General features: G+C 64.2%; 18 protein-coding genes and 1 riboswitch. Of the genes, 6 read left to right on the top strand and 12 right to left on the bottom strand.

What is annotated here, in order from left to right:
- Window positions 1-115 precede the first annotated feature (115 nt).
- The 3 genes from ACOSV0_RS07180 to recC are packed head-to-tail and all read right to left on the bottom strand — an operon-like array spanning window position 116 to window position 9,686.
- On the bottom strand, window positions 116-2,611 hold the full coding sequence (locus ACOSV0_RS07180; protein ID WP_434109612.1) for an AAA family ATPase: 2,496 nt from the start codon (window positions 2,609-2,611) through the stop codon (window positions 116-118).
- The gene (gene recB / locus ACOSV0_RS07175) at window positions 2,608-6,300 is read right to left on the bottom strand and encodes an exodeoxyribonuclease V subunit beta (RefSeq protein ID WP_434109611.1); all 3,693 of its coding nucleotides are present in this window, start codon (window positions 6,298-6,300) and stop codon (window positions 2,608-2,610) included. Before recB ends, ACOSV0_RS07180 begins: the two co-directional genes overlap by 4 nt.
- Window positions 6,297-9,686, bottom strand: coding sequence for an exodeoxyribonuclease V subunit gamma (recC, locus tag ACOSV0_RS07170; protein WP_434109610.1), 3,390 nt, complete (start codon window positions 9,684-9,686; stop codon window positions 6,297-6,299). Before recC ends, recB begins: the two co-directional genes overlap by 4 nt.
- A 224-nt stretch (window positions 9,687-9,910) precedes the next feature.
- Between recC and ACOSV0_RS07165 the strand changes: the two genes are divergently transcribed.
- A complete protein-coding gene (locus tag ACOSV0_RS07165; protein ID WP_434110192.1) occupies window positions 9,911-12,382 on the top strand; it encodes an FUSC family protein in 2,472 nt (823 codons plus the stop codon).
- Between the two features lie 145 nt (window positions 12,383-12,527).
- Here ACOSV0_RS07165 and ACOSV0_RS07160 read toward each other — a convergent pair whose 3' ends face one another.
- Both ACOSV0_RS07160 and ACOSV0_RS07155 read right to left on the bottom strand, forming a co-directional pair.
- A complete protein-coding gene (locus ACOSV0_RS07160) occupies window positions 12,528-12,728 on the bottom strand; it encodes a hypothetical protein (protein ID WP_434109609.1) in 201 nt (66 codons plus the stop codon).
- Window positions 12,729-12,814: 86 nt separating this feature from the next.
- Entirely contained in the window at window positions 12,815-13,297 is a 483-nt protein-coding gene (locus ACOSV0_RS07155) for an Lrp/AsnC family transcriptional regulator (RefSeq protein WP_325046440.1), read from the bottom strand.
- 138 nt (window positions 13,298-13,435) lie between these two features.
- On the opposite strand from ACOSV0_RS07155, the gene ACOSV0_RS07150 reads away from it, so the two are divergent.
- Window positions 13,436-14,083: a cysteine dioxygenase gene (locus tag ACOSV0_RS07150; RefSeq protein WP_434109608.1), complete on the top strand. Its 648-nt coding sequence runs from the start codon at window positions 13,436-13,438 to the stop codon at window positions 14,081-14,083.
- Window positions 14,084-14,147: 64 nt separating this feature from the next.
- Here ACOSV0_RS07150 and ACOSV0_RS07145 read toward each other — a convergent pair whose 3' ends face one another.
- The 4 genes from ACOSV0_RS07145 to ACOSV0_RS07130 form a co-directional block, all read right to left on the bottom strand.
- Entirely contained in the window at window positions 14,148-16,766 is a 2,619-nt protein-coding gene (locus ACOSV0_RS07145) for a mechanosensitive ion channel domain-containing protein (protein WP_434109607.1), read from the bottom strand.
- A gap of 182 nt (window positions 16,767-16,948) precedes the next feature.
- Window positions 16,949-17,596, bottom strand: coding sequence for an NAD(P)-dependent oxidoreductase (locus tag ACOSV0_RS07140; protein ID WP_434109606.1), 648 nt, complete (start codon window positions 17,594-17,596; stop codon window positions 16,949-16,951).
- 145 nt (window positions 17,597-17,741) lie between these two features.
- A complete protein-coding gene (locus ACOSV0_RS07135; RefSeq protein ID WP_434109605.1) occupies window positions 17,742-18,197 on the bottom strand; it encodes an Rrf2 family transcriptional regulator in 456 nt (151 codons plus the stop codon).
- 99 nt (window positions 18,198-18,296) lie between these two features.
- Window positions 18,297-18,767 (bottom strand): hypothetical protein, encoded by a 471-nt coding sequence (locus ACOSV0_RS07130; protein WP_434109604.1) that lies wholly within the window; start codon window positions 18,765-18,767, stop codon window positions 18,297-18,299.
- Window positions 18,768-18,903: 136 nt separating this feature from the next.
- On the opposite strand from ACOSV0_RS07130, the gene ACOSV0_RS07125 reads away from it, so the two are divergent.
- Window positions 18,904-19,485, top strand: a complete 582-nt coding sequence (locus ACOSV0_RS07125; RefSeq protein ID WP_434109603.1) for a DJ-1/PfpI family protein — start codon at window positions 18,904-18,906, stop codon at window positions 19,483-19,485.
- Window positions 19,486-19,614: 129 nt separating this feature from the next.
- Complete coding sequence (locus ACOSV0_RS07120; RefSeq protein ID WP_434109602.1) at window positions 19,615-19,941, top strand: hypothetical protein; 327 nt, start codon at window positions 19,615-19,617, stop codon at window positions 19,939-19,941.
- Here ACOSV0_RS07120 and ACOSV0_RS07115 read toward each other — a convergent pair.
- Window positions 19,928-21,682, bottom strand: coding sequence for a sensor histidine kinase (locus tag ACOSV0_RS07115; protein ID WP_434109601.1), 1,755 nt, complete (start codon window positions 21,680-21,682; stop codon window positions 19,928-19,930). The genes ACOSV0_RS07120 and ACOSV0_RS07115 overlap by 14 nt on opposite strands.
- A 409-nt stretch (window positions 21,683-22,091) precedes the next feature.
- Here ACOSV0_RS07115 and ACOSV0_RS07110 point away from each other — a divergent pair, with 409 nt between their 5' ends.
- A complete protein-coding gene (locus ACOSV0_RS07110; RefSeq protein ID WP_434109600.1) occupies window positions 22,092-23,294 on the top strand; it encodes an ammonium transporter in 1,203 nt (400 codons plus the stop codon).
- Window positions 23,295-23,315: 21 nt separating this feature from the next.
- On the opposite strand, the gene ACOSV0_RS07105 is transcribed toward ACOSV0_RS07110, so the two are convergent.
- Window positions 23,316-23,663 (bottom strand): DUF190 domain-containing protein, encoded by a 348-nt coding sequence (locus tag ACOSV0_RS07105; protein WP_434109599.1) that lies wholly within the window; start codon window positions 23,661-23,663, stop codon window positions 23,316-23,318.
- Window positions 23,664-23,812: 149 nt separating this feature from the next.
- A riboswitch (Fluoride riboswitch) is annotated at window positions 23,813-23,874 on the top strand.
- A gap of 76 nt (window positions 23,875-23,950) precedes the next feature.
- Here ACOSV0_RS07105 and crcB point away from each other — a divergent pair.
- On the top strand, window positions 23,951-24,331 hold the full coding sequence (crcB, locus tag ACOSV0_RS07100) for a fluoride efflux transporter CrcB (protein WP_434109598.1): 381 nt from the start codon (window positions 23,951-23,953) through the stop codon (window positions 24,329-24,331).
- Window positions 24,332-24,528: 197 nt separating this feature from the next.
- On the opposite strand, the gene ACOSV0_RS07095 is transcribed toward crcB, so the two are convergent.
- Window positions 24,529-25,491, bottom strand: coding sequence for an alpha/beta fold hydrolase (locus ACOSV0_RS07095; RefSeq protein ID WP_434109597.1), 963 nt, complete (start codon window positions 25,489-25,491; stop codon window positions 24,529-24,531).
- Between the last annotated feature and the right edge of the window lie 116 nt (window positions 25,492-25,607).

Raw genomic sequence — 25,607 nt, 5'->3', positions numbered from 1 at the left:
TTGCCTGTCCCTGCCTGTCCCTGCTCGTACCCGCTTGTACCGCTACGGCAGGCCCTGAACACGAATATGCCGGCTGTCCGCGCCATACAAAAGCGACGCACCCCGTCTGCGCAAACTAGGCGAAGCGCCACGCCTCTGCGATCCGCGCGGCCAAGCCGGAATCACGCTGCGTTGGCGTCGCAATCGCCTGCGCCAGCACGGCGCGCGTGCCGATCACTTCCACCCGCTCACGCGCGCGAGTGATTGCCGTGTACACGAGTTCGCGCGACAACACGCGGCTGAACGCCAACGGCAGCATCAACACCGCATGCTGGAACTCAGAGCCTTGCGACTTATGAACCGTGAGCGCGAATGCCGTATCGTGCGGCGGCAGCGCCGCAGGCGATACGGCACGCAGTCCCCCGTCACCTGTGCGGAAGTACACGCGCAACGCGCCGCCCGCACCCGGCAGCGCAATACCGATGTCGCCATTGAACAGACCAAGCGCGTAATCGTTGCGCGTGACCATCACCGGACGGCCGGCAAACCACTGCGCGCCGACAGCCAGCGTCACGCCTGCCGAGCGCCGCACCTGTGCGGCCATCGCGGTATTCACCTGATCGACGCCGCGTGGCCCCGAGCGCGTCGCACACAGAATTCGAAACCCGTTCAGTGCGTCGAAGAGCGGCAACGGATCCGGTGTATCGGCGGCCAGCGCTTCAGCCAGCGCATCCGCGTACGCGGCAAACCCCGCTGCAAGCCGCGCGACGGTGCGATCGGCAAGCGTCGCATGCGTGTCTTCGTACAACGCCGCTGCGCAGGGTTCGGCAGGGTCGATGCGCAGGACGTCGAGCGCCGCGCCGGCCGCACCATTGCGAATCGCGAGCGACAAGCGGCCGACCGGCGATTCAAGGCCGAATCGATAGTTACGTTCGAGCCAGACGACGCAGTCGGCGAGCGGGTTTTGAGCTGGCGACAGTGAAGGCAGTGGTGATTTTGCTCCTGCCGCTGCTCCTGCCGCTGCTCCTGATCCTGCTCCTGATCCTGCTCCTGATCCTGATCCTGCTCCTGCTCCTGCTCCTGCTCCTGCTCCTGATCCTGCTCCTGATCCTGCTCCTGATCCTGATGCTGCTCCTGATGCTGATGCTGATCCCGAGAGCTCTCGCGAAGACAACGGTAACAACGGTGCCCCGGCAGCAGGCGCCATGCTGCTCGCGAACAGATCGTCGCCCGGCGGTCCACCGTCAACGACGCGCGTTTCAACATCGGCGAACAAGTCCTCAGGCGGCATATCGACATCGTCGGGCGCGCCTGCATGCGCAAGAAAATCGTCATGCCCTTCATCGAAGCCACCCGATGTGCCAGGCAATGCTTGCGACAACCGCGCCGCCTCAATGCCTAACGCCCCAGCGATCCGCTGCAGTCCGCTTTGCGTGAAAGCCGGCCGCGCGCTGAGCTCGGCGAACACCGCACCGGCCTCCACGGCGGCGAGCTGGTCCTTGTCGCCCAGCATCACGAGACGCGTCTGCGGCGCGATGGCATCGAGCAGATGCACCGCCATCGCGACATCGATCATCGACGCCTCGTCGATCACGACGACGTCATAAGGCAGCGGGTTGTCGCGATGATGCCGGAAGCGCCCGCCCGGCCCGGAACCCAGCAGTCGATGCAAGGTGTACGACGTCTGCGGCAAGCGCGCAGCGAGTTCGGGCGGCAGATCGCCGGCACGTGCAAGCAGCGCTTCCTGCATTCGTTGCGCGGCTTTGCCGGTGGGCGCCGCCAACGCAATCCGCAGATCGGCCCGCGCATCCAGCAAACAGGCGAGCACACCGACCACCGTGGTCGTCTTGCCGGTGCCTGGGCCGCCGCTGACGATGGTCAAGCGCCCGGACAGCGCCATGACTGCCGCAACGCGTTGCCAGTCGACCTCGTCGTCCTGCGGTGGGCCGAAGTAGCGCAGCAGACGCTCGTGTAGCGTTTGGGCGGTGGCGTCCGCGCTTGCGTCTACGCCTGCATGGGCATCTGTATTTGCATCCGCGCGTGAAGCTGCACTGGCGTTGGCTCCACCGCCTTCGCCGGCATCTGTCTGTGAATCTGAGGCTCCACCTGCACCGGTGCTTGCACTTGCACTTGCACTATCACGAGCATCGACATCGACCGCAGCCTGCGCACGCGCCCCACTCCCCGCCCCCCCTACCCGCCCCCCGCCCGCATGCGCAACCAGCGAGCGAGCAAGACGCCGCTCGTAGTCGTAGTAGCGCGCCAGATACAGTCGCCCTTGCCCGTCGATCACCAGTGGCCGCAACGCCGCCGCGCTCTGCGAACCGTCGCTAGCCATGCCGCTTGCAAACAGCGCCGCGCGCACTTCCGTGCTCGATGCATCGAAGCGTCGCGCCAACACAGCAAGCGGTAAGCACACATGCCCTTCGGCAGTCGCGCGGCTCGCGGCAAAGGCGGCCCGCGCCGCCCACCTCACCGCCTCGCCCGACGCGCCGCCGCGTCGCGCCAGCGTGCCGATACGGCGCGCGAATCCTTCAGCAAGCGCCGTGCTGAAATCGGCCGGCGCGGGTAGATTCACCCCAATGTCATCGAGTTCCGGCGGCGCGGAGGACGCCTGATCGAACGTGCTCATGCGACACCTCCGATCATCGCCGCGTCGAGCAGCGCCACCAGTTCGAATGCCGGCCGCCGCACGTGCACGCCCGCCGCTCCATCGGCATCGCGCCACTGCGGACGCACACCGCGCACGAACAGATAGAGATAGCCGCCGATGTGCGTGTCGTACGCATAATCGCGCACCCGCGTTTTCAGATAACGATGCAGCGCCACCGTATAGAGCAGCGCCTGCAGGTGATACGCGTGACTCGCCATGGCCGCTTCGAGCGGCGCCGCGGCGTAATCGGCAGCGGTATCGCCCAGATGGTTCGACTTCCAGTCGACGATCCAGAAACGGCCGTCGTGCTCGACGATCATGTCGATAAATCCTTTGACGAAACCACGCAACACGCCGGGCTCCAGTGCAACGTCGGGATAGGCATGTTCGATCAGCAGCTCGCGCAACGCCGGAAAATCGAGCGAAGGCGCCGCAAACAGAAATTCGAGTTCATTCAGACGCCGCTGCGGATTCAGCCTGGCGAGCGCCATGCCGGGCACGAGCTCGGTGGTCACCACGTCCGCGATCAGCTTATGCATCATGGCGGGCAAACGCGCCGCGAGTTCAGGCACTGCCGGCGCCGGGCGCTCGCGCAACGCGCCCCGGATAGCCTCAGGCCATGTCTGCGGATCGGTGAAATCCGCGAGTTCGAACATGCGATGCAAACACTCGCCCGCCGCCGCGCCGCGTGGAAACGCGAGAATATCGTCCTCGGCGTAGGACGGCGCTTGCGGCACCGGTAACGACAATGGTGTGAGCGCGTCGGCGATCTCATCGTGATCGGGGCGTACTTCTTCCACCACCGCATGCGTCTCCTCGGCTTTGTTGCCGGCGGCGATCAGACCACTGAAGCTCGCCATGCGCCACTGATCGCGCAACGGCCGCCGGTTGGCGCGCGCCTGCATCTGCACGCTGCTGTCCTCGAGACTTTCCAATGGCGCACGGCGCTCCACTTTCGGCAATGCCTGCAACGTGATTGGGCCGCCCGCCAATGCCTGCCACGATGATGACAAGGCGGCTTCGTCGGGTGGATCGGTGAGCCAATCGTCGAAGCTGTGACCGCTGCCGGCCACCAGCCAGTTCAACACGCTGCGGCGCGACTCCTTGGTGGAACGCGACGAAAGATAGGTACCGGCGACCAGATAGCAGCGGTACACCGCGCGCGTCAGCGCCACATAGACAAGTCGCGCCCGCTCCGCCGCCTGTTCGCGCGCCGCGTAACGTGATGCACGTTCGGCTTCGTCGTCATCGCAACCGTAGTGCAGCACTGCATCACCCGTTTCGTCGTGATACTCGCGCGCATCGGGCAAGCCGGAGGATGGCGGCTCGCGTAGCGCACCGTCGTTCAGAAACGGACAGAAAACGACCGCGTATTCCAGTCCTTTCGATTTATGGACGGTAACGATCTGCACGAGATTGCGATCCGACTCCAGCCGCAATTGCGCGTCTTCGCCGCCACCTTGCGTGCGTTGCGCGGCGAGCCAGCGCAACGTCGGCGCGATGCCGGGCTGCATGGCGGCACGCGCCTGCACGAGTTCGGCCAGGTGATTTACATTCGTCAGACGACGCTCGCCGTCCGGTCCGGCCACTAACCGCTGTGCGACGCGCAGTTCGCGCATCAGCGTGCGCCACATCAAGGCGAAGCCGCGCTCGTGCCATAGCGTGCGATAGCGCGAGAAGCGTTCGACCCAACCCATCGCATCGGCGGCATGCGCAGGATCGTCGGCCGGAGCCGGCGCGTCGGCGACCTGCTCGAGGCGCCACAACGCTGCGGCGTCGAGACCGAGCCAATCGGTGGCGAGCGCGGCGCGCAAACGGCGCAGATCGCCCGGCGTATCGACCGCCGCCAGCACACGTTCGATCTGCTCGGCGTCGAGCGTCGCGAACACCGAGGCCTGCGCCAGTTCCACGCTGCCGACGCCCCACGACGCCAGCACGCGCTTGATCAGACTACCCTGCTTATGCGTTTGCACCAGCACCGCGATATTGCCGGGAGCAAGCGGCACATCGCCGATCGTCACCGACCCCTCGCGCGCTCCACGCAGGAGCCGCACGATCTCGGCGGCGCAGGCTTCGCTCGCCGCGCGCTGCGCCTCGCGTTTGGTCAACGCGGCGTCGCCTTGCGGCAAGGTCCAGATGCGGAAATCGCCCGCACTCGCATCGGGCTCGGAGAACGGCGGACGACGCCGCTCGCCGGCCCGCACCGGCTGATAGCCGAGACCATCGAGCACGAACGCCTGTGGATTGGCTTCGAACAGCCGGTTGCAGGCCTCGACGATCGGCGCGGTCGAACGCTGATTGACCGCGAGCGTGTAGCACGCCGACGCCGCCTCGCGCGCCGCCAGATAGGTATGCAGATCCGCCGCGCGGAAACTGTAGATCGCCTGCTTCGGATCGCCGACCAGAAACAGCGGACCAGCGGGAGCGAAGATGCGGCTGAAGATCGCGAACTGCAACGGATCGGTATCCTGAAACTCGTCGATCAGCGCGGCCGGATAACGCGCGCGCAAAGCGTCGGCAAGCCAGGGGTTGGCTGCAAGCGCGCGATACAGGTTGGAGAGCAGATCGTCGAACGACACCACGCGACGGGTGCGTTTGCGCGCCACCAGTTCGGCGGGCGCGTAGTCGAGCCAGGTTTCGACGAGCGAAAGCCAGCGCGCGCGTTGCGCGGCTTCGGCTGCGATCACGGCGGCGGACAGCGCTTCAGCGTGCTCGAAGAACGGATGCTCGGGCGGTTCGAACTTGACCTTGGTAGCCTTCTTCAGCGCCGAAGCGGTCAACTTCAAGGCCGCCTTGGGCGGCGGCGCATGGCAATCGCCCTGAGCGAAGTATTCGGTCCACGCGGCAATCGCGGCACTCACGAGTTCAGGCTTGTGTGAGGTCTTGCTCAGACGGTCCTGCGCCTGTCCAAGCAGACTGACGATCGCGTCGCGCTCCGCCTGCCACATCGCGCAGGCAGCATCGAAACCCGCCTGCGGATCGGCATCGTTTCCACCTGAATCGACCTTACCCCAGCGCAACTGCGCCAGCGGCTTCTTCAGGCGCCGCGCGAGTTGCTCATCGAGCGACGCGGGCCCGGCGCGTTTAGCCACCAGCCATGCAGCGAAAGCAGGATGCGCGTAGGCCACCGGTTCCACCTGCTCACGCCAGAAATCGGCCGCCATTTCGAAACGCAAGGCCGCGTCGTCGGCTTCCATTTCGAAGGCGAACGGCATGGCTGCGGCGAACGGCGCTTCCTGCAGCGCACGCTGACAGAACGCGTGGATGGTGTGGATCGCTGCCTGGTCGAACGTGCGCAGTGCACGGCGCACGACCTTCAACGCGGTCTCACGATCGATGCCGCGCTCCGGCGCCAGCGTCGTTTCAAAGAGCCGCTGGATGAATGGATCGCCGCCGTCGTCATCCGTATCGATAGCCCGATCCAGTTCCGCGAGGCGCCCGCGAATCCGCTCGTGCAACTCCGCGGTCGCCGCCTTCGTAAAGGTCACGACAAGAATCTGATCGGCGTTCAGGTTCTTTTCGAGCAGCAGCCGCACGTACAACGCACAGATGTTCCAGGTCTTGCCGGTTCCCGCCGACGCCTCGATCTGATTGACGCCGTCGAGCGAACAGGCGAAGACGTCGAGCTCTTCCGCGACCAACGCGTGATGGTGAACGGCGCCGCTCATGATGCGCTCCGCAGATGCTGCACGAGCGGTTTGAATACGATCGAGGCGAGACTGCCGAACGGTTCGTCGAGAGAAAGCGGCGTGCCGCGCAACGCGATGCGCAAGGCCGGGTCGTCGGATTCTCCGCGCACACGGTCATTGATCCATACGCCCTGTGCCGCAGAATCGCTTTCGCTGACCTTCACCCACGCGCTCTTCGGGAAAAAGCGCAGCGGCAGCATACGCCCGGCTCTGAACAGCGCGGCAAGCGGCGCCAGTTCATCGAGCGGCGCGGCGACCGGCGTAAGTTCGAAGCTCTCGCCGCTGCCATGCCACACCGTGCGGCGCGGGCCGTTCGGCTGCGCCGCGCAGTAGACCAGATGCGCAAGCCACGCCGACAGATAATCGCGCGCAGTCGGTTTGGCGTAGCGGAAAATCACTTGCCCTGTTTCGGTCAGCAAATTCAAAGTGCCGTGCAGTTGCAGCGGTATTTCAGCCGCTTTGCGGAACGCCGCGTCATGAGGGCCAAAGAGCGTATCGGCGATGTCGGCACGATCGGGCCAGCGCGGCACGATATCGAGCACGAACGGCAAACGTTCTACACCCGACGCCACTTCGCGGCGCACGCTGTCGGCGAGTTGGCGCAGCGCGCCGAGTTCGCGCGAGCGCCATACCGCGCCGGTCGCGCCGCCCGGTAACTCGGGACTGGCCGCGGCAACGCGGCGCACGCGCTCGAACAGGCTGGCGTCGTCTTCGGCGTCGCTATTCAACAGTACCGGCAGGAGCCGCTCCGCCAGTGCATCGCGACCTGCCCAATCGAGTTCGAACGGCTCGGTGTCGAGCAATTCACCCTGCGCATCCGACAACACGATACCCAGGCGATCGCGCAACAACGCACGCGCCGGATGACGCCAGAAGCGCACGAATTCATCGAAGGCAACCGAGGCCGAATCTTCCGCGGGCAACGGTTGATCGAAGAATGGCGCGGCGGCCGGATGCTGCGGCGCGGCCAGCAAACTGGCCAGTTCCGCGCGATCCCTGTCGTAAGTGAAGAGGCCGCGCTGCGATGAGAAATAGTCCGACGCGAACGCCTGCAGCGGATGATCGATGATGAAGGCATGCCGCGCGGCTTCGATGTCCGCAGGACTCGCCCCTTCCCCCGCCGACACTTGTGCAAGGTGGTCGAGCAACTCGTCGACCAGTGCGGCCGGCGGCAACGGCGCATTGTCGCGAATGCTGCGGCCCGTATAAGCGATGAACAACCGGTCGCGCGCAGCCAGCAGCAGATCGAGGAACAGATTGCGTTCGTCGTCGCGACGCTGCCGGTCGCCGGCTTTCCCGAACGCGGCCATCAGGTCGAATTCGTCGGCGCGGGCGAGACTCGGCAACACGCCGTCGTCCATACCGAGCAGACAGACAATGCGATACGGCAACCCACGCAAACTGGTCAACGACGAAAACGTCACGCTCCCCCAAGGCACGCCGCCGCGCGCCGGGTCGTCGAGAGCCTCGGTGAGCGCACCGCGCACCACGGCGGCGGGCAACACGACGTCTTCCGCGCCCGCTTGCATCGCGTCGCCCATCTTGTCGATGGCGTCGCGCACCGCCGCCAGCGAATCGGCAAACTCCACGCCGCCGTCGAAACACTGCGCAAGCGTTTCGAGCAGCAGTTGCGCCCATTCGGCAGGGGTCTGCTCGACCGAGCAGCGCTGCGCGAAGGTTTCGATATCGTCGACGAAACGCGACAGCCGGCCGAGAAGTTCAGCGTCCGAGCCATCAGCGCCTTCGACGGGCAGCCAGGCATCGACCGGTTCGCCGCCATCCGGCATCGCGTAACCGAGGTACAGACGAGTCAGCGCATCGGCGAACGTATGACGCGCAACAGGTACGTGTTCGCCCGACGGTTCGATGGGCACAAGCCCGCGCCGCGCACCGGCCGCCGCGAGCCATTCCTGCGCGGCTTCGAGCGCACTGGCATCGATCCCATAACGCGCGGCGATCGCATCGACCCGCAGCCATTCGATCAGATCCGGCGCACCCACGCTGCGCTCAGGCAAGGCCAGCCAATCGAGCAGCAAGCGTGCGACCGGATTGGCCTGCGAAGGCGGCAAGCCGGTGATCCGATAAGGAATGCGGCGAGTGTCACCAGGCGGCGCGGTGCCGAATACCGCATCGATCAACGGCCCGGCGGCAGCGAGATCGGACACGGCAACCAGCACGTCGGACGGCTGCAGATCGTCGAACTCGTCGAACCAGCCAAGCAGGCGGTCATGCAGCACTTCGAGCTGCCGCGACAGGCTGTGACACACATGGACTTCAATGCCGTTTTCGATCGGCCATTCGTCTGTGTCCGCGTCTGTTCCCACTTCCGCCCGCAAATCGAGGATGCCGTTCTGCACGGCGGCGAGCCAGCTCGGCTCCGGATTCTCGGTGAAATCGCCGGTCTCGCCGGATGCCGCGCTCTCGGTCAGCTCATGCAGCATATGCAGTTGCGCCTGAGTCTGGCGGCCCCACTCGGCCAGCAGCGGATGGCCCACTTGCTGATAGTCGAGCTGGCCGGCGGCATCCAGCGCTTCCACGCGGCCCGCGCTGACAACGTCGAACCAGAACTCGCGGCACGGATTCATCACATACAGACGCACATCGACCCAGCGCGACAGCGCGCGCAGCAAAGCGACGTGCAGCGGCGGCATGGTCGGCAGCGCGAACACGCTGACCGCTTCGGGCCACCTCGCGTTCGAAATCGCTTCAAGGTCCAGCGTGCCGATGTCTTCGAGGAAGCGATAAGCAGGCGGCAACGCTGCCGCGGGCGTTTGCGCGTCGCCCGCCAGTTCGGCAAGCACGGCGCGCCACAGTGCGGCTTGCCAACGCTCGTCTTCGCGCGCCGCAACGCTTGCGCCGACGAGACGCGGACCGCTGTCGTCCGCAGCGCCGCTTGCGAAGATCGAACCGCCCTTCTGCCATTGCAGCAGCCATTCAGGACGATAGGTCAGATAGTGGTCGAGTACCGTGGCCACCCGGCGCGCCAATTCGTAGCGCATCGATGCATCCGCCGCATCGAGATAAGTCCGCAGACGCGGCGAAGCATTCCACGGCAGTGCTTCATCCGCCTCGCCCAGCAGCCGGTAGCAGCGCCAGACGAGCCGGTCCGGCGCGAACGGCGAATGCTTCGGCACGTCGATCACACCGCCGATTTGCGCCCACAGCCACTGCGCGAGATAACCAAAATTGACATTGGCGCAGATGCCCTGGCGCGCCGCGATGTCGAGTTCGAGCCGGCGCCTCACCGCCGCGCTCGGGACGATCACGGGCTGCGCGGTCCAGGGATCGGACGGCGCTTCTCCCAGATCGTCGAGCAGCGCGCCGACAAGGGTTTCGTAGCGGTTCGAGTAGAAGAGTTGGAGCATGGATTCCGGAAAAGCGTGCAACTCGAGCGGTGCGCCCGGGCTGCGGCAGACATTGAAGCGACAGCATAACAAACGCGCTCCCAGGGCAGAACCTGGCCAAACGGACGAGGTCAGATCAGGCACAAAATCAGTTAGACTCGACGGCAGTTTGGGTCTTCCCCGGGTCGGCCCCGAGGTCGGCCTTTTCAACCGCGTTTTCTCAGTGAATGGAATCCAGGCAGTCGATGCGCTATTCGGTTGAAATAAAAAAATTCCTCTATAGCCAGTACTTTTATGGCGGCCTGCGCATCGCAGTCGGCGTGTCGTTACCGGCCATATTGTGTCTGATCGTGTTTCACGACCGCGAACTCGGCTTCACGATCGCGACCGGCGCACTCGGCGCCTGTGTGGTCGATATGCCGGGGCCGCTCAAGTACAAGCACAACGAGATGCTGGCGTGTACGGTGATCGGCTTCCTGTCCGCGCTCGCCACCGGTCTTGCCACCGTCAACCCGGTGGCGCTGTGGTGTACGGTCGTGCCGCTCACCTTCCTGCTCTCGTTGATCGTCGTGTATGGCAACCGCTGGCCGCAGATCAGCTTCGCCACGCTGTTCATGATGATCATGACGCTGGAAGAGCATTTCACGCCGATGCAGGCACTCGTCAATGCGTCGTGGATTCTGGTGGGCGGTCTCTGGTACACCTACTGGTCGACCTTCGTGAGCCGCTGGATGATGCACCGCATCGAACAGCAGGCGCTCGCCGAAAGCGTGTTCGCGTGCGCGGACTATCTGCTCGCGCGCGCCGCCTTCTACGATCTCGATAACGATCTCGACGAGTGCTATCGCAATCTGGTCGACAAGCAGATTACCGCAGTCGAGCGTCAGGACGCCGCGCGCGATATCGTGCTGCGCAATCTGCCCAAGCTGAAAGCCGGCCGGCTCGAACCGCGCCGGGCCATGCTGTTCAATCTGTTCATCAATACCGTCGATCTGCACGAGCTGTTTGTCGGCACGCATGTCGATTACTCGCTCGTGCGCACCACGTTTGGCGGCTCTGATCTATTGGTGTTTTACCGCGATCTGATTCGCAAATCCGCAGCCGATCTCGAAGAAATTGGACTCGCGGTATTGCAAAACCAGCCGCCGCGTATCCGCGTGAATGTCAAAGCCGAATTGCGCGCCATCGAGTTCGAGATCGAACTGATGCGCAAGCAGGACCTGGCGACCAAAAATCCCGAGGCTTATTCGGCGGTATCGTCCACGTTCCGGCGCATCTGGAGCGCCACGCGCCTGATCGACAAGATGCGCAAGAGCCTGTCGAGCGACCCGAGCACGACCGAGACCGAACTGCGCCTCGACCAGGCGCTTTCCCGCTTCGTATCGAGCCGCCGCGTGCCGTTCGGCCAGATCTTTTCGAATCTGACAATGGCCTCGCCGAGCTTCCGTCATGCGCTGCGCGTGACAATTGCCGTCGCCGTGGGTTTCTGGCTCGGCCGTCTGCTGCCGCTCACCAACGCCTACTGGATCGTGATGACCACGGTCATCATCCTGAAGCCCGGCTATTCGCTGACCAAGCAGCGTAACGGGCAGCGGATCATCGGCACGTTGATCGGCTGTGCGGCGAGCATCGCGTTGATGATTTTCGTCAAGGAACCGCACATCCTGCTGGTGGTGATGTTCGCGTCGATGGTGATGAGCTACAGCCTGTTGCTGTTCAATTACACGGCGAGCGTGGTGTTCACGTCCTCGTATGTGCTGCTCATGTTCCATCTGCTCGCGCCGGGCAGCATGCGCATCATCGGCGAACGCGCCATCGACACCGTAGTGGGCTGCGCGATTGCGATTGCAGCAAGCCATCTGTTCCCCTACTGGGAATACCGGTTGATGGGCAAGCTCGTCAACAACATGATCAATGCGACGCGGCAGTATCTGGAGGCAAGCTGGTGGTGGAGCGGCAAGCCGGCCGCCGCGGCGGTCGCTACGGTGACTGAAGCCGCTGCGTTTGCGCCCGCCGCGGCAATGGCCGATCCGGCGATCGAATTCGCCAGGCCGGCGCTCTCGGCAGCGAGCGCTGGAGCGAATGCGAGCGGCAACGCTGCTTCCAAAGCGGGTGCAAGTGCCGGTGCAACCACCAGTGCAAGCAGCGCTGCCACCACGACAAGCAACGCGACCGCCAAACCGGCCGGCGGCGCGTCCCCGGCCGCCGTAGCTGCGGCCACAGCACTCGATCGCGACTATCGCTACCGGCTCGCACGCAAGAACGTCCACGTGGCGTTCGCCAATCTGGGCCAGGCCTTCCAGCGCATGATGCTCGAGCCGAAGTCCGCGCAGAAGTTCGTGCCGGAATTGAACGACCTGCTGGTGCGCAGCCACGTGCTCGCCTCGCAGATCACCGTGGCCGCGCCGTTGCTGCGCACCTCCGCGCAGCAGGCCGACAGCGTTTCGCTACAGCCGTTGCAACGCGCCCTGAGCGCGGTTCGCGACAATCTGACCGAAGCCGAAGCGGGCAGCGCGCCGGCCGCCGATCAGGGCGAGCAGGTCAAACAATTGGCACGTGAGCTGGATGCGATGGTGGTCGAGACGGAGAAATCGCCGGACCACTCGGCGGACGCCGTGCACGACATGAAGTTGCTCGTCCATCAGTGCAAGCAGATGCTGACGGCGTCGACGCTGATTCGCAAGGACGCGAGCGTGATTCGACTGCCGGAAGAGTGAAGCGACGAGCGCCGCGATAGAGGTGGTGCCCGTCGTGTGCGGCGCGCTAGCGGCCAGCGCTCGGTGCACGTCAGCTATCAATGCTGCACCGGGCGTCGCGGCGCAAATCAGGCGCGACGCCTGATCGACGATCACCCAGGTCGTCTTATTGCGCGGCGTCGCTTGCGGGCTTCGCTACCGTTGCAGCCGTTGCGTCAGATGCAATAGCCGGCTCGTTCTGCCGGTCGAAATCGCGCTTCTCGGTGATGGCGTTATAGAAGAGCGTGGCGATCACCAGCAGCACCGCGACCACGATGAAAACAGCAATGCCAAAGGTCGGGTTCTTCTTGCGCGGCGGTTTGTTCATGAGGCGGGCTCGGTTCGCGAGGCAGTCGCGGATAGTGTCTGGGAAGGCGGCATTCTACGCCCACTGAGCTTGCACACGGCTTGCGGTCAGCGCCCCTCCACCACCGCCGAGGGCCGAACCGGCAGCGCCGTCGAATATTTGATCTGCTCCATCGCAAAACTCGAACTCACGTCATACAGCGGCACAGCAGCGATCAATAACTTGTAGACGCGATCGTAGTCGTCGATATCGGACACCACCACGCGCAGCAGGTAATCGGTTTCGCCGCTCATCCGGTACACCTCGACCACCTCCGGAATCGCCTGCACCGCACGCGTAAAGGTCTGCGCCCAGGCCTCGGTATGCTGGTTCGTACGCACCGCGACAAACACGGTCGTGCCCACGCCGAGTTTGCGCGCATCGCACAGCGCCACCTGGGCGCGAATCACGCCCGTCTCCTTGAGACGCTGCAGCCGCTTCCAGCAAGGTGTTTGCGACAGATTCACGCGCTGCGCCAACTCGGCGATCGGCATGGTCGCATCTTCCTGCAACAGCTCAAGCAGCTTCCGATCGATGATATCCATTCCCATCATCACACCCCTATAGGAAATTATTCTACTTTTAAGACTCCAGGGGGAATTATATGGAAACTCTTTCTCCGGGCAAACCGGTATAAATATGTCTATCCAAAAATAGCCGACAAGCAGCCATCGCGCTGCACAGCGATCATGAGTCAAGACCTCCGTTCAGCCCGCGTCACCCGTTCCTCCGCTCACGCCGCACAGTTGGCCGGGGCGAATGAAACACCCTCGCGCGCGCACTGCAGCGCACCGCTCGCGCATCTGTGCGACGCGCTCGACGCGATGTTCGAAGCCTGTGTGAAATTCCCCGAACCGTCGGATTCGACCTTCTTCGCGCGCAGCATGCGCATCGCGCTTGCCGAAGCCGCGGCGAATCCCGCGTTGCTCACGCCGGCGCAACGCGAAGGCTCCGCTGAAAATTACCGCCGTCATCTGCTGGCTGCCGATCCGCACGGCCGCTATGCGATCGCCGCGCTGGTGTGGCAGCCACACCAGGCGAGCCCGGTGCATGCGCATCACACCTGGTGCGGCTACGCGGTGCTCGACGGCACGCTGAGCGAAACGGTCTTCGAATGGAACGGCGCGCATCACTGTGCAAGCGCCACCCGCACACAGGCGCGCAATGCCGGCGCCGTGTCGTTTGTGCGCGGCGGCAAGGGCGCCATTCACCGGCTGGGAAATTGCAGCGACGCGCCCGCCATCTCCCTGCATATTTACGGGGTCGCGGGTACGCAGATCGCCACGCACGTGAACGACATCGTACGCACGGCCGACGCCCCTGCGCTCCTCATCTGAGATCCGCTCATTCCGCGCGGAGATCCAGACCGCGCCAGAGCCCGATCCTCCACATCCAGCGTAATCAGTTTTTACCGCCCGCCTCACCTGCCGTCGGAATCTGCGGCGGAATCGGCGCGGTCTGTCCGGTCGGCGGCGGCGCCGGACGCGGTTCGTGCGACACATCGCGCGCCACCGACGCGGCGGCGTGCGCGGCCCGCGTCGAAGCCGCCGTCTCCGCACGCGTGTGCTCATGCGCATGCGGTCCGATCCCGGACATTTCATCGTCCTGCAAAGGCTGTCCTTCGCTATCCTTCGACGACGTGTACACACGCATCTGCGGCACCGGAATCTCAATACCGGCATCGTCCATCTTGCGTTTGAGCCTCAAATTGAAGGCGCGCGCCACGCTCCATTGCTGCAACGGCCGCGTCTTGATCTGCCCTTTCACGACCATCCAGTTCGGATCAAAACGGTCAAGCCCCCACACCTCGATCGGTCCGAGCATTTCGCGGCGATAACGGAAGTCGGCCATCAGATCGGCGCCGACTTCGCGGATCAGTTGCGTGATCTGATCGACATCGGTCGAGAACGACATGCGCACTTCAAACACCGCATAGGCGAAGTCGCGTGAAAGGTTCTTGACGATCTTGATCTGCGAGAACGGAATCGCGTGAATCGCGCCTTGCCCATCGCGCAGGCGGACGGTGCGGATCGACAGATGCTCGACCGTGCCCGCGTGACCACCGTCCACATCGATCCAGTCACCGACCGAAATCGTATCTTCGATGATGATGAACAGGCCCGTGATCAGGTCGGTCACGAGCGACTGCGCGCCGAAACCGATCGCGAGGCCGATCACACCGGCGCCGGCCAGCAGCGGCGTCACATTGATCCCCAGGTTCGCCGCCGTGACGATGCCGGCAATCGTCATGATCGTCACCAGCAGCACGTTGCGCAGCAGCGGCAGCATCGTGCGCGCGCGCATGCTCGGATTGCGCGACTTGTTGCGCGGACCGCCGGGATTGAGGGCTTCGGTAATCGCGGTGTCGACCAGAATCCACAGCAGCCACGAAATGAACACCGTCGCGATGATCGCCGTCACGGCATGCGCAATCCCGCGCGCCGCAACGTTTTCCTCCACGACTCCCGCGAGCGACACACCCCACAAACGCGCCGCCAGTTCGAAGAAGAACAGCCAGATGAAAAGCGTCAGCAGCGTGCCGCAAAAGCGCAGCAAGCGTGTCAGATACGGCGAGCGGCGCCGGGCTCGCAGACTGCGCGGGCGCGTCATGCGCAGCACGATAGCCGACAGGAAGAAGGCGAACACCAGCAGGAGTGCGGTCACCACCGAAATCTGCAGCACGTTTTCGCTGGAGCCCGAGCCGCCGAGCGTGGCCACCACCGATGCAGCGGCGAGCACCAGCACCGGCACGTGCCAGAGCGAGGCAAGCACGTCGAACGCGTCGGTCGCGGCCCTGTGATCGTGGCGTTGCTCGTAAGGCCGATTGCGAATCAGATGCGCGACGGGCCGGCGGAACGCCAGCGCGAAATAGCCCGTGAGGACGGCAGCTGTCATGTTGGCGGCCGTCGAAATCAGCGCGGCGAGATTCGGTCCGAGTTGATGCTCGACGTCGTAATTGACCGCCGCATCGCCGAGGGCGGCGCATACGCCCACCACGAACAGCACGCGCCGCGCGTGTTCGATCAGCAGATGCACCGCAACCCGCCGATGCCCTGAGCCGAACAGCGAAAACATGATCAGACAGATCGCCGAGAACACCGCCCCCGCAACGATCGCATAGGCGACCACCAGGCCGAGCGTGCGGCCGAGCGCATCGGGCATCGCGCGCACAAACAGCAAGGCGGCGAGAAAGGCGATGATCCACGGGCCGACTCGGCGCAGCGCGAAGATCAGCAGCTCGCGCGTGGTGGGATTCGGCTTGAGTCCCATGAGGATACCGAAGCGCCGGTATAGCCGGTGCTGCACGTAGATCAGCGCGCCGGCGCACGCGCCCCAGCCGGCCAGCATGGCAATCATCGAGAAGACGATACGCCCGAAGCTTTCTTGCCCCTGCCCCGAAATGATCGTGTAGAGCTCGTTGCCGGCCGCGTTGAAGCGCCCGCCCCAATAGCGCACGGGCGTGCGGCCCTGATGCACATTGGATTCGAATGAGGCAATGCCCGACGCGAGCGCTCCGAGCAAGCCAGCACTCGTTTGGGCGGACGCGGGCGCGGCGGGCGCAACGTTTTGCGATACGTCACGCAGCTTTTTGAGCTGGGCAACCAGTGCGGTGCGTTGCCGGTCGTTGTCGAGCGTGGCGATCACGCTGTCGAGCGAGCGCGCCAGTTCTGCCTGGCTCGCGGGCGACGGCGCGGAGGCCGCTTCGGCGGCAGAAGCGCCCGAGGCGGCAGATGCAGGCGTAGCCGTCGCGCTATTGATCAGACTTTGCAAGGCCGGAATCACCGGCGTGCCGGTGCCGGCGGCCTGGGCTGTCGCGGGCATCCAGCCGATGCCGAGGATCAGCGCGAGGCAGATCGTGGCCGCCCAGGCGCCGAACCACGCTGCGACGTAAGCGCGAACGCCGCGTCGAGCGGGGCATCCGGCATGACTGGACGAAAAAAGAGAGTCGGCGTGAATTGCCGGTTGCCCGCCGTTGGACGGCGCGGCCCCGGACTCACGCCGCAACGGGCATGACTGCATGGCGATCCGTGAGAAAACGGGAGACGCCAGTGTAGCCGCAGTTTTACCGCCGGCGACCGAACATGCGTAACCGATTGTTAGGACGCTTGCGTGAATTCGAGGATGTGCGAGCAATAGTCATCCCCTCGAACGCCCGCTACGACGCACGCAGCGGGCCACGCGCGGCCCCGCTCCGCAAAGACTCAATAAGCCACCGTCGCGATCTGACGGACAAAACGGCCCTGCTCCAATTCATCGACGAAAGCAATCGCATAGTCTTCCGCGGAAATGCGGCTATTGCCCTCGGCGTCGGCCAGAAGCGTGTTTGCGCCCGTGCGGAACGTGCCGGTGCGCTCGCCCGGGGCGATCAGCGCGGCCGGTGCGAAGAAAGTCCAGTCGAGATCCGTGACGCCGCGGTAGTAGCCGAATGCGTCGCGGTGCGCCAGCGCGATCGGTTTGTAGGCGTCCGGGAACCCTTCTGTATCGACCAGTTGCTTGCCCGGCGCCACTTCGAGCGACCCCGCGCCGCCCACCACCACGAGGCGCTTGAGGCCTGCTGCGCGTACGCCGTCGACGAGCGCACGGGTCGCCTTGGTCACAACCGTAGGATCGTCGTGCGGCGGCGCGTAGGCGCTCGCCACCACATCGTGCCCGCGCACCGCGGCGCTGACGCTCGCGGCGTCGAGCAGATCGGCTTGCGCGGCTTTGAGATTCGCCACATCCGCCGGCACACGCGCCGGATTGCGCGCCAACGCCGTGACCTGATGCCCGCGGCGGGCCGCTTCAGCGGCGATCCGCGAACCAATCGTGCCGGTGGCGCCAAACAACGCGATTTTCAACTGTTTGCTCATTTCGATACTCCGGTCATTAGCTTATATGTAACCACATTGATTACATATAATGTGGAAAAAAGAGGGGCTTGAGCCCCCGTCCGTTCTCAGGCACGCGCGTCTCGACTACCTCACACGCACCCTTCTGTACTGCTTTCTGACTACGTTATCCATGCGTACGCCGTTTGCTTTCACGCAACCGCTCGGCGCGTACCACGTCGGCGGTGGCGTCGGCCAGTGTGCGTGCGCCGAGCGATGCTTCCATGGCTTGCTGCGCTTCGTCGATGATGCCGCGCAGCACGACCTGGATATTCCGCCCCACCATGCACGCCGGATTCGGTTCCTCGCGATGCATGGCGAATAATTGCGCGTCGTCCACCGCACGATACACCTCGAGCAGGCTGATGTCCTCAGGCGCTCTGGCGAGCAGCGCCCCACCGCCCGCGCCGAGTTGCGAGGTCGTGAGACCCGCCTCGGCCAGCATGGTCAACAGACGCCGGATCAACGCAGGATTCGTATTCACGCTGCCCGCGATCATTTCCGACGAAAGCGGCACGCCCTCCTGCAACGACAGCAGTGCCAGCACGTGCACCGCAAATGCAAACCGGCTACTCGTATTCACAGCAAACCTGCCCGGCGACGACAATGTGTAACCATAGTAATTACATTTAATCCTGCTGTCAACCTGACCATCGAACCGACGCACGCACAGGCCGCCATCTCACTTATCCATCTGCTTTTGCGCATCGCTGGAATCGCCCGACGTCGACGAAGAAGCTGAAACGCTCGACGACGCCGAACTTTGCGCCGACCACTCCTGCAACTTGCGCCCCGCCGTCTCGAGGCCCTGGCCGGTCAGCGCCGCCGCCTTGCCGAGTTGCGCGTTCGTCGCGCTTGCCGCGCCTTGCAGGTTGGCTTGTGCGGTCGATGCCAGCGCGGACGGATCGATCGTAATCGACGGCGCGGACGCCGATTCGAGATTCTGTTGCGCGGCGGCCTTGGTCGCATCGACCTGCTGGCCGACATAGCTGGCCGCCTGATCGAGCTTCTGACCGGCGGCTTGCGCCACATCGTTGAGCTTGCCGGCAACCTGTGCCGACGCATCGTTCTTCTGACAGGCCGTCAGGCCGCCGAACACGAGGGCGACAACAGCGGCGCGGCGCAACAACGATGAACGAATAGATAAAGTCATATTTAAGTGTGAGCCGCAGCGAGCGGCTTCCGCATGCGAAAACGCGCCAATGATACGCCGTCGCGGTTCTGTCAAATGCGTTGGAGTAGACTGCCTGAGCGTTCGATGTGTTCCGTTGATCAATTGGAGGCATGCAATGGCAGCAAAAAAGATTCTGTTCCTGACCGGCGACTTCGCCGAGGATTACGAAACGATGGTGCCGTTTCAGGCACTGCAGGCGGTCGGCCACGTGGTCGATGCAGTCTGCCCGAACAAGAAAGCCGGCGACAAGATCAAGACCGCAATCCATGATTTCGAAGGCGACCAGACCTATACCGAAAAGCCTGGCCATCAATTCACACTCAACGCAACGTTCGAAGACGCCGATCCCCGTCAGTACGACGCGCTGGCGATCGCGGGCGGCCGCGCGCCGGAGTACCTGCGGCTCAATCACAAGGTGATCGAAGTCGTGCGGCAGTTCGCCGAAGCCGGCAAGCCGATCGCGGCGATCTGCCACGCCGCGCAACTGCTGGCCGCCGCCGACGTGATTCGTGGCAAGCGCATTTCTGCCTACCCGGCCTGCGCGCCCGAAGTGAAGCTGGCCGGCGGCGAGTACGCCGACATTCCGGTCGACGCCGCGATCACCGACGCCAATTTCGTCACCGCCCCCGCATGGCCCGCTCATCCTGAGTGGCTGCGCCAATTCCTCGTGCTGCTCGGCACGCGGATCGAACTCTGATCCTCGGGCGAGCGCCGTGCCCTCGCGGCAACGCGCGCTCGCCTACCCATACCCGCATTTGAGATTAGTCCGATAGTTCGCAGCGGAAGGCTTTCCTATAGTCGCCGGTTGACTTGGGAGCCTTTTTCGATGGAACTGACCGATTGGATCGTCATTCTCGCCGTCACGTTGATGGCGATTGCTTTTTTCTGTGCGCGCACACCGGCCAACTGGTCGCGAGAAAACCGCGCCCGGCGTCTGGCGGGCACGCGCATGCTGGTACAAGCGGCATGCGCACTGTGGGCGGCGTTATTGATCGCCGCGCGCGGACTGCTCGCTCTCGACGGCTTGCCCGGCCTGCATCCCGCGCCGCTCGAGGCGCTCACGGGCGTCGTGGTCCTGATCGTGTGCGGCTGCTACTGGTCGATTCGCGGCAGCAAACTGCTCAAACCGCGCCGCCTCTTCACCGCGTACTGATACCGGACGTGGCATTGACGGCATGCACCTGCGCACCGCCGCTGAGACCAGGGCCTTCACGATCGGCAAGGCCCTCGCGCACTTCACGCGCATCACGATCCGCGTGAACATCCTCTGCTAACGTGGCATGCGTCTCGACCGGCAGTTGCGCCGGCCGCATCCCGGCTTCGGGCAGCGACAGATAAAACGTCGTGCCCATCGCCTCTTTCGACTCCACCCACACCCGCCCGCCGTGCCGCTCCACCACGCGCCGCACGAGCGCAAGGCCGATCCCCTCACCCGCCGCCACATTGCCGTGCAGACGCTGAAAGGCGTTGAAAAGCCGCGGCAGCGCGACCGCCGGAATGCCGAGGCCATTGTCCCGCACGTAGAAAATTCGCAGTGAATGCACGCCCGGCGGCGCCGGCGTCGTACCGATTTCGATCTGACCTTCGCGGGACGGGTCCAGATAGTTGACCGCATTGCCGATCAGGTTCGCGAATACCTGTTCGAGTGCGGTCGGGTCGCCCCACACTGCCGGCAAGTCGTGAACAATGACGTGCGCCCGGCGCGCCCGGATCGACCCTTGCATCGCATCGACCACGCGCGGCACGATATCGCCCACTTCGACCTTTTGCTGCCGGTACTCGACACGGCCGACACGCGACAGCCGCAACAGCGCGTCGATGATGTGCGACGCGCGCAGCACGGCCGTCTGCAGAAAATGCAGCGCCTCGCCGATGTCCTCGTCCACCACCCGTTCGATGCGCTGCCGCGGCTCCGCCGCAAGCGACGACCGGCGCAACATCGCGCGCAGTTCGTCGCATGCGCGAATCAGCTCTTTCGAGAAGCCTTGCAGATTCACCAGCGGCGCGCGCAGATCGTGCGACACGCTGTAGATGAACATTTCGTTTTCCTGGGTCTGTTGCCGCAAGGTCTCATTGATGCGCGCCAGTTCACTGGCGCGACGCGCGAGATCGGACTGGAAGCGCGCCTGAATGCGCTCGGCTTCGATTAGACGCCGGCTGGTTTCATGCAAGGTCAGATCGAGCCGGGCGATTTCGTCGCGGCCGGGGGTGATGGGCGCCAGCGGCTCGTTGCCCGCGAGGCGCCCGGCGTTGTCGGACAGCAGCGCGAGCCGGCCGCGCACCCCGCGCGTGAACAGCCAGACAGCCAGTGCGACGAATAGCAACGAGCCGAACACGGCCGCGACGATCAGCATCTGCTGCCGTGCACGCGCGGCTTCGGCGGCGTTCGAGCGCAACGTGTCGAGGCTCCGCTCTTCGGCCTGGAAGGCCGCCACCTGCTGACGGAAGCGATCGAGCACATCGGACGAAGCCAGCTCGCGAAAACGATCGAGCAGATCGCGCCGCCGCCCCGAATGCAGCATGTCCTGAACACGATCCGACCACTGGCGATATCCCTGCACCGCCTGACGCACCTGAACCACGCGCTCGACCTGCGCCGGGTTATCGGCAACCAGCTCGGCCAACTGATCGATGCGGCGGTCGACGTCCATCCACAAGGTCACCGGTGTCGTAAAGCGGGTATCGTTGGCGAGCACCGCGCCGCGCAGCGCCACGGACTCGCCCAGCACCGGATCGAGAATCGCGGTGGTCTGGCGCAGCACGTCTTCACTATGGATGGCCCACTGCTCCGCTTGCGTCGCATCGGACTGTGCCTTGATCAGCCCGGACAGCAGCGCCAGTTCGAAGAGGGCCGGAATCGCGATCAGCAACAGGCCTTTAGTGGTCAGTCTCATGCGTGCGCATTGGAGGTCGATAGCCGGCAGATCGTGCACGGGACGGCACATTATGTCGGCCTTTAGGCAGGAAGACAAAGACGACACGCCACGAACCAGACTTCTGCCGCCAAATTCGGCCCTCGGTGCAGCGAATGGGCATACAACGTCAGGCTTTTGAATTAAACGTAAATAAAATCGAAAGTATTGCCCATGTTTGGATCATGACGCCCGTTAAGAAACCATTTTGCACTTTTATTGTGCCTTTATTGATGATGACGGTGCAGAGTCTGGCGTACCGCCCGATCGGTAACGACTGACACGAAACCCATGCCGGTGCGGACTTGCACCCAATCGACGCTTTCCGGCACAAATTTGGCCCGCTTCTTGCGTTCCATGCCCGCTTTTTTGGCATAAGCGGGACACATCGATGGAAAGTCTGAAAACCGGCACCGACACCCTCTTCCTTTTGCTAGGGGCCGCGATGGTGCTGGCCATGCATGCGGGGTTTGCATTTCTCGAACTCGGCACGGTGCGCAAAAAGAATCAGGTCAACGCGCTGGTCAAGATTCTGGTGGACTTCTCGGTCTCGACGATCGCGTATTTTTTCATCGGCTACACGATCGCCTATGGCGTGCAGTTCTTCGGCAGCGCCGAGTCGCTGGCCGCGCACAACGGCTATGCGCTGGTGCGCTTCTTCTTCCTGCTGACCTTTGCGGCGGCGATTCCCGCGATCGTGTCGGGCGGCATCGCCGAGCGCTCGAAATTCAATCCGCAGTTGTTCGCCACCTTCGTGCTGGTCGGTTTCATCTATCCGTTCTTCGAAGGGATCGTGTGGAACGGCCGCTTCGGCATTCAGAACTGGATCACCCAGGTGTTCGGCGTGCCGTTTCACGACTTCGCCGGTTCAGTGGTGGTGCATGCGTTCGGCGGCTGGGTCGCGTTGCCGGCCGTGCTGCTGCTCGGCGCGCGCCACGGCCGCTATCACCGCGACGGCAGGATCGCCGCGCATCCGCCGTCGAATATTCCGTTCCTCGCGCTGGGCGCGTGGGTGCTCGCGGTCGGCTGGTTCGGCTTTAACGTGATGAGCGCGCAGACCGTCGACAAAATCAGCGGCCTCGTGGCAGTCAATTCGCTGATGGCGATGGTCGGCGGCACGCTGACCGCCTGGCTCGCGGGCCGCAACGACCCCGGCTTCACGTATAACGGCCCGCTTGCCGGGCTGGTCGCGGTATGCGCCGGCTCCGACGTGATGCATCCGCTCGGCGCGCTGGTGACGGGCGGCATTGCGGGCGTGCTGTTCGTTTATATGTTCACCTGCGTGCAGAACCGCTGGCGCATCGACGACGTGCTCGGCGTGTGGCCGCTGCATGGTCTGTGCGGCGCGTGGGGCGGCATCGCGGCCGGCATTTTCGGTCTGCATGCACTGGGCGGTCTGGGCGGCGTATCGTTCGGCGCGCAACTGATCGGCACGCTGGGCGGCATCGTGGTGGCGACGCTCGGCGGCACGCTCGTGTACGGAAGCATTCGCATGACGGTGGGTTTGCGGCTCGACCAGGAAGACGAGTACAACGGCGCCGACCTGTCGATTCACAAAATTTCATCGACGCCGGAACGCGAAAGCGTCGGCTGATACGTTAGGCGCACGAGCCTGCTAGCGGCGCGCCGGAGGTTCCGCGTCCGATTGCCCGCCGAGCATGCCGAATTCGATCGGGCAGCGCGTGAAGAACACGGGCACGCCGCCCTGCCGTACCGCTTCGATCAACGTTTCCGCCTCCGCCTCCGTGACCGCGAAGATCACCTGCTGGGGCTGATCCGCCAGTTCGAAGAAGCGCGCGGCATGCCGCCCGCCCGCGTGGCCGATGCCTTCGGCCGCCGCCACGACAGTCGCGCCATGAATGCCGGCGTGCTTAGCGATCGACAGCAACCAGTCCACGACCAGTTGATGGCCATGGCGCCTGTTCTGCTCGGTATAAAACGTGAGCTGGTAGCCCTTCATCATGTCGGCCTCCCGCGCACCCGCAGTCAATCGACAACCCATACTCGCCGATGCTGTCTTTATTGTAGGTCGCGCCTCCCCGTCACGCAGACGGCTCGCGTTCACATCCCGCACGCGCCCACCTGTCGCCAGTGGGCCCGCCGATGCTAGACTTGCGCGCTGGAGATGGCATTCTCCCTTAACCGCCCTTGTGGCTGATGATGCCTGCTACGCCCGGATGACGACGGACGCGGCATCGCGCGTCCCTATCAGTCCGGTTTGTCGACCTTTTCGCTTCGCCAGGGCACTTCATGTATTGGTCCATTCTCGCCGTCGGCATCGGTGGCGCACTCGGCTCGCTGTTTCGCTGGTTCCTCGGTATCCGTCTGAACGGCCTGTTCGCCGGCTTGCCACTCGGCACGTTCGCCGCCAACGTGATCGCCGGTTATGTCATCGGCGTCGCGGTCGCGGGATTCGCGCGGACACCGCAGATCGCGCCCGAATGGCGGCTCTTCGTCATCACGGGTTTGATGGGCGGCCTGTCGACTTTCTCGACCTTCTCGGCGGAAGTCGTGCAGCGCTTGCAGGACGGCCGGCTCGGCTGGGCGGCTGGCGAGATCGTCATTCATGTGGGCGCGTCGCTCCTGATGACCATTCTGGGCATCGCAACCGTTTCGTTGCTGACGCGCTGAAAAACGAAGCAGGACGCGTCGGCCGATGTCCAACCGACCGACAACGCTCAGAACGCAGCGGCCATCCATTCGTTATGGCGCGGTCGGCAAACCATTCGCTCCAACGGGTCATTCGTATTGGTCACGCGCAGTCGGCATCCAATGGAACGGAGCGCGCCGCTTGCCGACACGCCACTTCCTGGCGGCAAATCCATTGGCTAGTAGTCCGATGCCTTGAAGGTCCGCAGGAAGTTCAGGAGCGCCGCCGTCACCGCGTCCGGCGCTTCCTGCTGTATCCAATGGCCGATGCCGGGAAGCAATGTGCTGGAGACAAGCCCCGGCAGGTTCTCCGAATGGGCCGCATAGGCGTCGCGCCGCCAATGCAACACGGGGTCCCGCTCGCCCGCGAGAAACATCGCCGGTTGCGTGATGCGTGCGCCGGCAACAGCGCCGAGCAGGCTCCAGTTCCGGTCAAGATTGCGATACCAGTCGAGCGGCGCGCGAAAGCCACGGGCGAAAGCCGCTGTTTGCAGACTAAGGTCTTCCGGCGTCAGCCACTCCGGCAGACCCGAGGGCGCCGGGAAGGTAGCAAGAAATCCGTTCTCGGCGACCATACCGTTCCAGAGCGGATCGGGCGCGCCGCCAGAGAGGCCCCAGTAAATGCGGCGGAGGCTTTCCGCCGGATCCGCGTCAAGCTCCGCCTCGGCGCGACCCCGCTGTTCGAACCAGAGCCAGTAGAAATGCTCCCGTCCCAGGCGGCGCAGGGTCGCGAGCGGCGCGGAAGAACCGCGCGGGATGAACGGAACCGACAGTCCCGCAACGCCGATAAAACGGTCGGGCCGCAACATGGCCGCCGCCCAGGCAACGGCCGCGCCCCAATCATGCCCGACGATCACGGCTTTCTGATGCCCAAGCGTATCGAGCAACCCGACCATGTCGCCCACCAGATGCAGGATCGTGAAATCTTCAACCGTTTCCGGCGCGCTGCTGCCGCCATAGCCCCGCATGTCAGGCGCGATCACCCGATATCCCGCTTCGGCAAGCGCCGGCACCTGATGACGCCAGGAGTGCCGCGATTCAGGGAATCCATGGCAGAGCAGAACCGGCATACCGCTGCCGGCAATGTCGGCGCGGAGCTCGATCCCGTTGGTGGAAAAATCGCCTGTCTCGATTCGTATCATGCGGCACCCGCGATCAAAGTTTGCATTTTTTGGGCTTCGGCTGGAATGCGGGCTCCCTCGTCCATCGACAGCGCGACGACCTCGGGACCCGACTTGCTGATGCTTCAGATCTCCGC

The organism is Paraburkholderia caffeinilytica (genome assembly GCF_051027425.1).
GTDB lineage: Bacteria > Pseudomonadota > Gammaproteobacteria > Burkholderiales > Burkholderiaceae > Paraburkholderia > Paraburkholderia caffeinilytica_A.
The sequence above is the reverse complement of the archived record's forward strand: the minus strand, read 5'-3'. Positions and strand labels throughout refer to the sequence as shown.

Bases quoted from the DNA above. Each gene is read 5' to 3' on its own strand.
- ACOSV0_RS07105 (WP_434109599.1), bottom strand. From the start codon at position 23,663: ATGATGAAGGGCTACCAGCTCACGTTTTATACCGAGCAGAACAGGCGC.
- ACOSV0_RS07120 (WP_434109602.1), top strand. From the start codon at position 19,615: ATGGAACTGACCGATTGGATCGTCATTCTCGCCGTCACGTTGATGGCG.
- ACOSV0_RS07110 (WP_434109600.1), top strand. From the start codon at position 22,092: ATGGAAAGTCTGAAAACCGGCACCGACACCCTCTTCCTTTTGCTAGGG.
- ACOSV0_RS07115 (WP_434109601.1), bottom strand. From the start codon at position 21,682: ATGAGACTGACCACTAAAGGCCTGTTGCTGATCGCGATTCCGGCCCTC.
- ACOSV0_RS07095 (WP_434109597.1), bottom strand. From the start codon at position 25,491: ATGATACGAATCGAGACAGGCGATTTTTCCACCAACGGGATCGAGCTC.
- ACOSV0_RS07180 (WP_434109612.1), bottom strand. From the start codon at position 2,611: ATGAGCACGTTCGATCAGGCGTCCTCCGCGCCGCCGGAACTCGATGAC.
- ACOSV0_RS07140 (WP_434109606.1), bottom strand. From the start codon at position 17,596: ATGAGCAAACAGTTGAAAATCGCGTTGTTTGGCGCCACCGGCACGATT.
- ACOSV0_RS07125 (WP_434109603.1), top strand. From the start codon at position 18,904: ATGGCAGCAAAAAAGATTCTGTTCCTGACCGGCGACTTCGCCGAGGAT.
- ACOSV0_RS07145 (WP_434109607.1), bottom strand. From the start codon at position 16,766: ATGCAGTCATGCCCGTTGCGGCGTGAGTCCGGGGCCGCGCCGTCCAAC.
- ACOSV0_RS07150 (WP_434109608.1), top strand. From the start codon at position 13,436: ATGAGTCAAGACCTCCGTTCAGCCCGCGTCACCCGTTCCTCCGCTCAC.
- ACOSV0_RS07165 (WP_434110192.1), top strand. From the start codon at position 9,911: ATGCGCTATTCGGTTGAAATAAAAAAATTCCTCTATAGCCAGTACTTT.
- recC (WP_434109610.1), bottom strand. From the start codon at position 9,686: ATGCTCCAACTCTTCTACTCGAACCGCTACGAAACCCTTGTCGGCGCG.
- ACOSV0_RS07155 (WP_325046440.1), bottom strand. From the start codon at position 13,297: ATGGGAATGGATATCATCGATCGGAAGCTGCTTGAGCTGTTGCAGGAA.
- recB (WP_434109611.1), bottom strand. From the start codon at position 6,300: ATGAGCGGCGCCGTTCACCATCACGCGTTGGTCGCGGAAGAGCTCGAC.
- crcB (WP_434109598.1), top strand. From the start codon at position 23,951: ATGTATTGGTCCATTCTCGCCGTCGGCATCGGTGGCGCACTCGGCTCG.
- ACOSV0_RS07130 (WP_434109604.1), bottom strand. From the start codon at position 18,767: ATGACTTTATCTATTCGTTCATCGTTGTTGCGCCGCGCCGCTGTTGTC.
- ACOSV0_RS07160 (WP_434109609.1), bottom strand. From the start codon at position 12,728: ATGAACAAACCGCCGCGCAAGAAGAACCCGACCTTTGGCATTGCTGTT.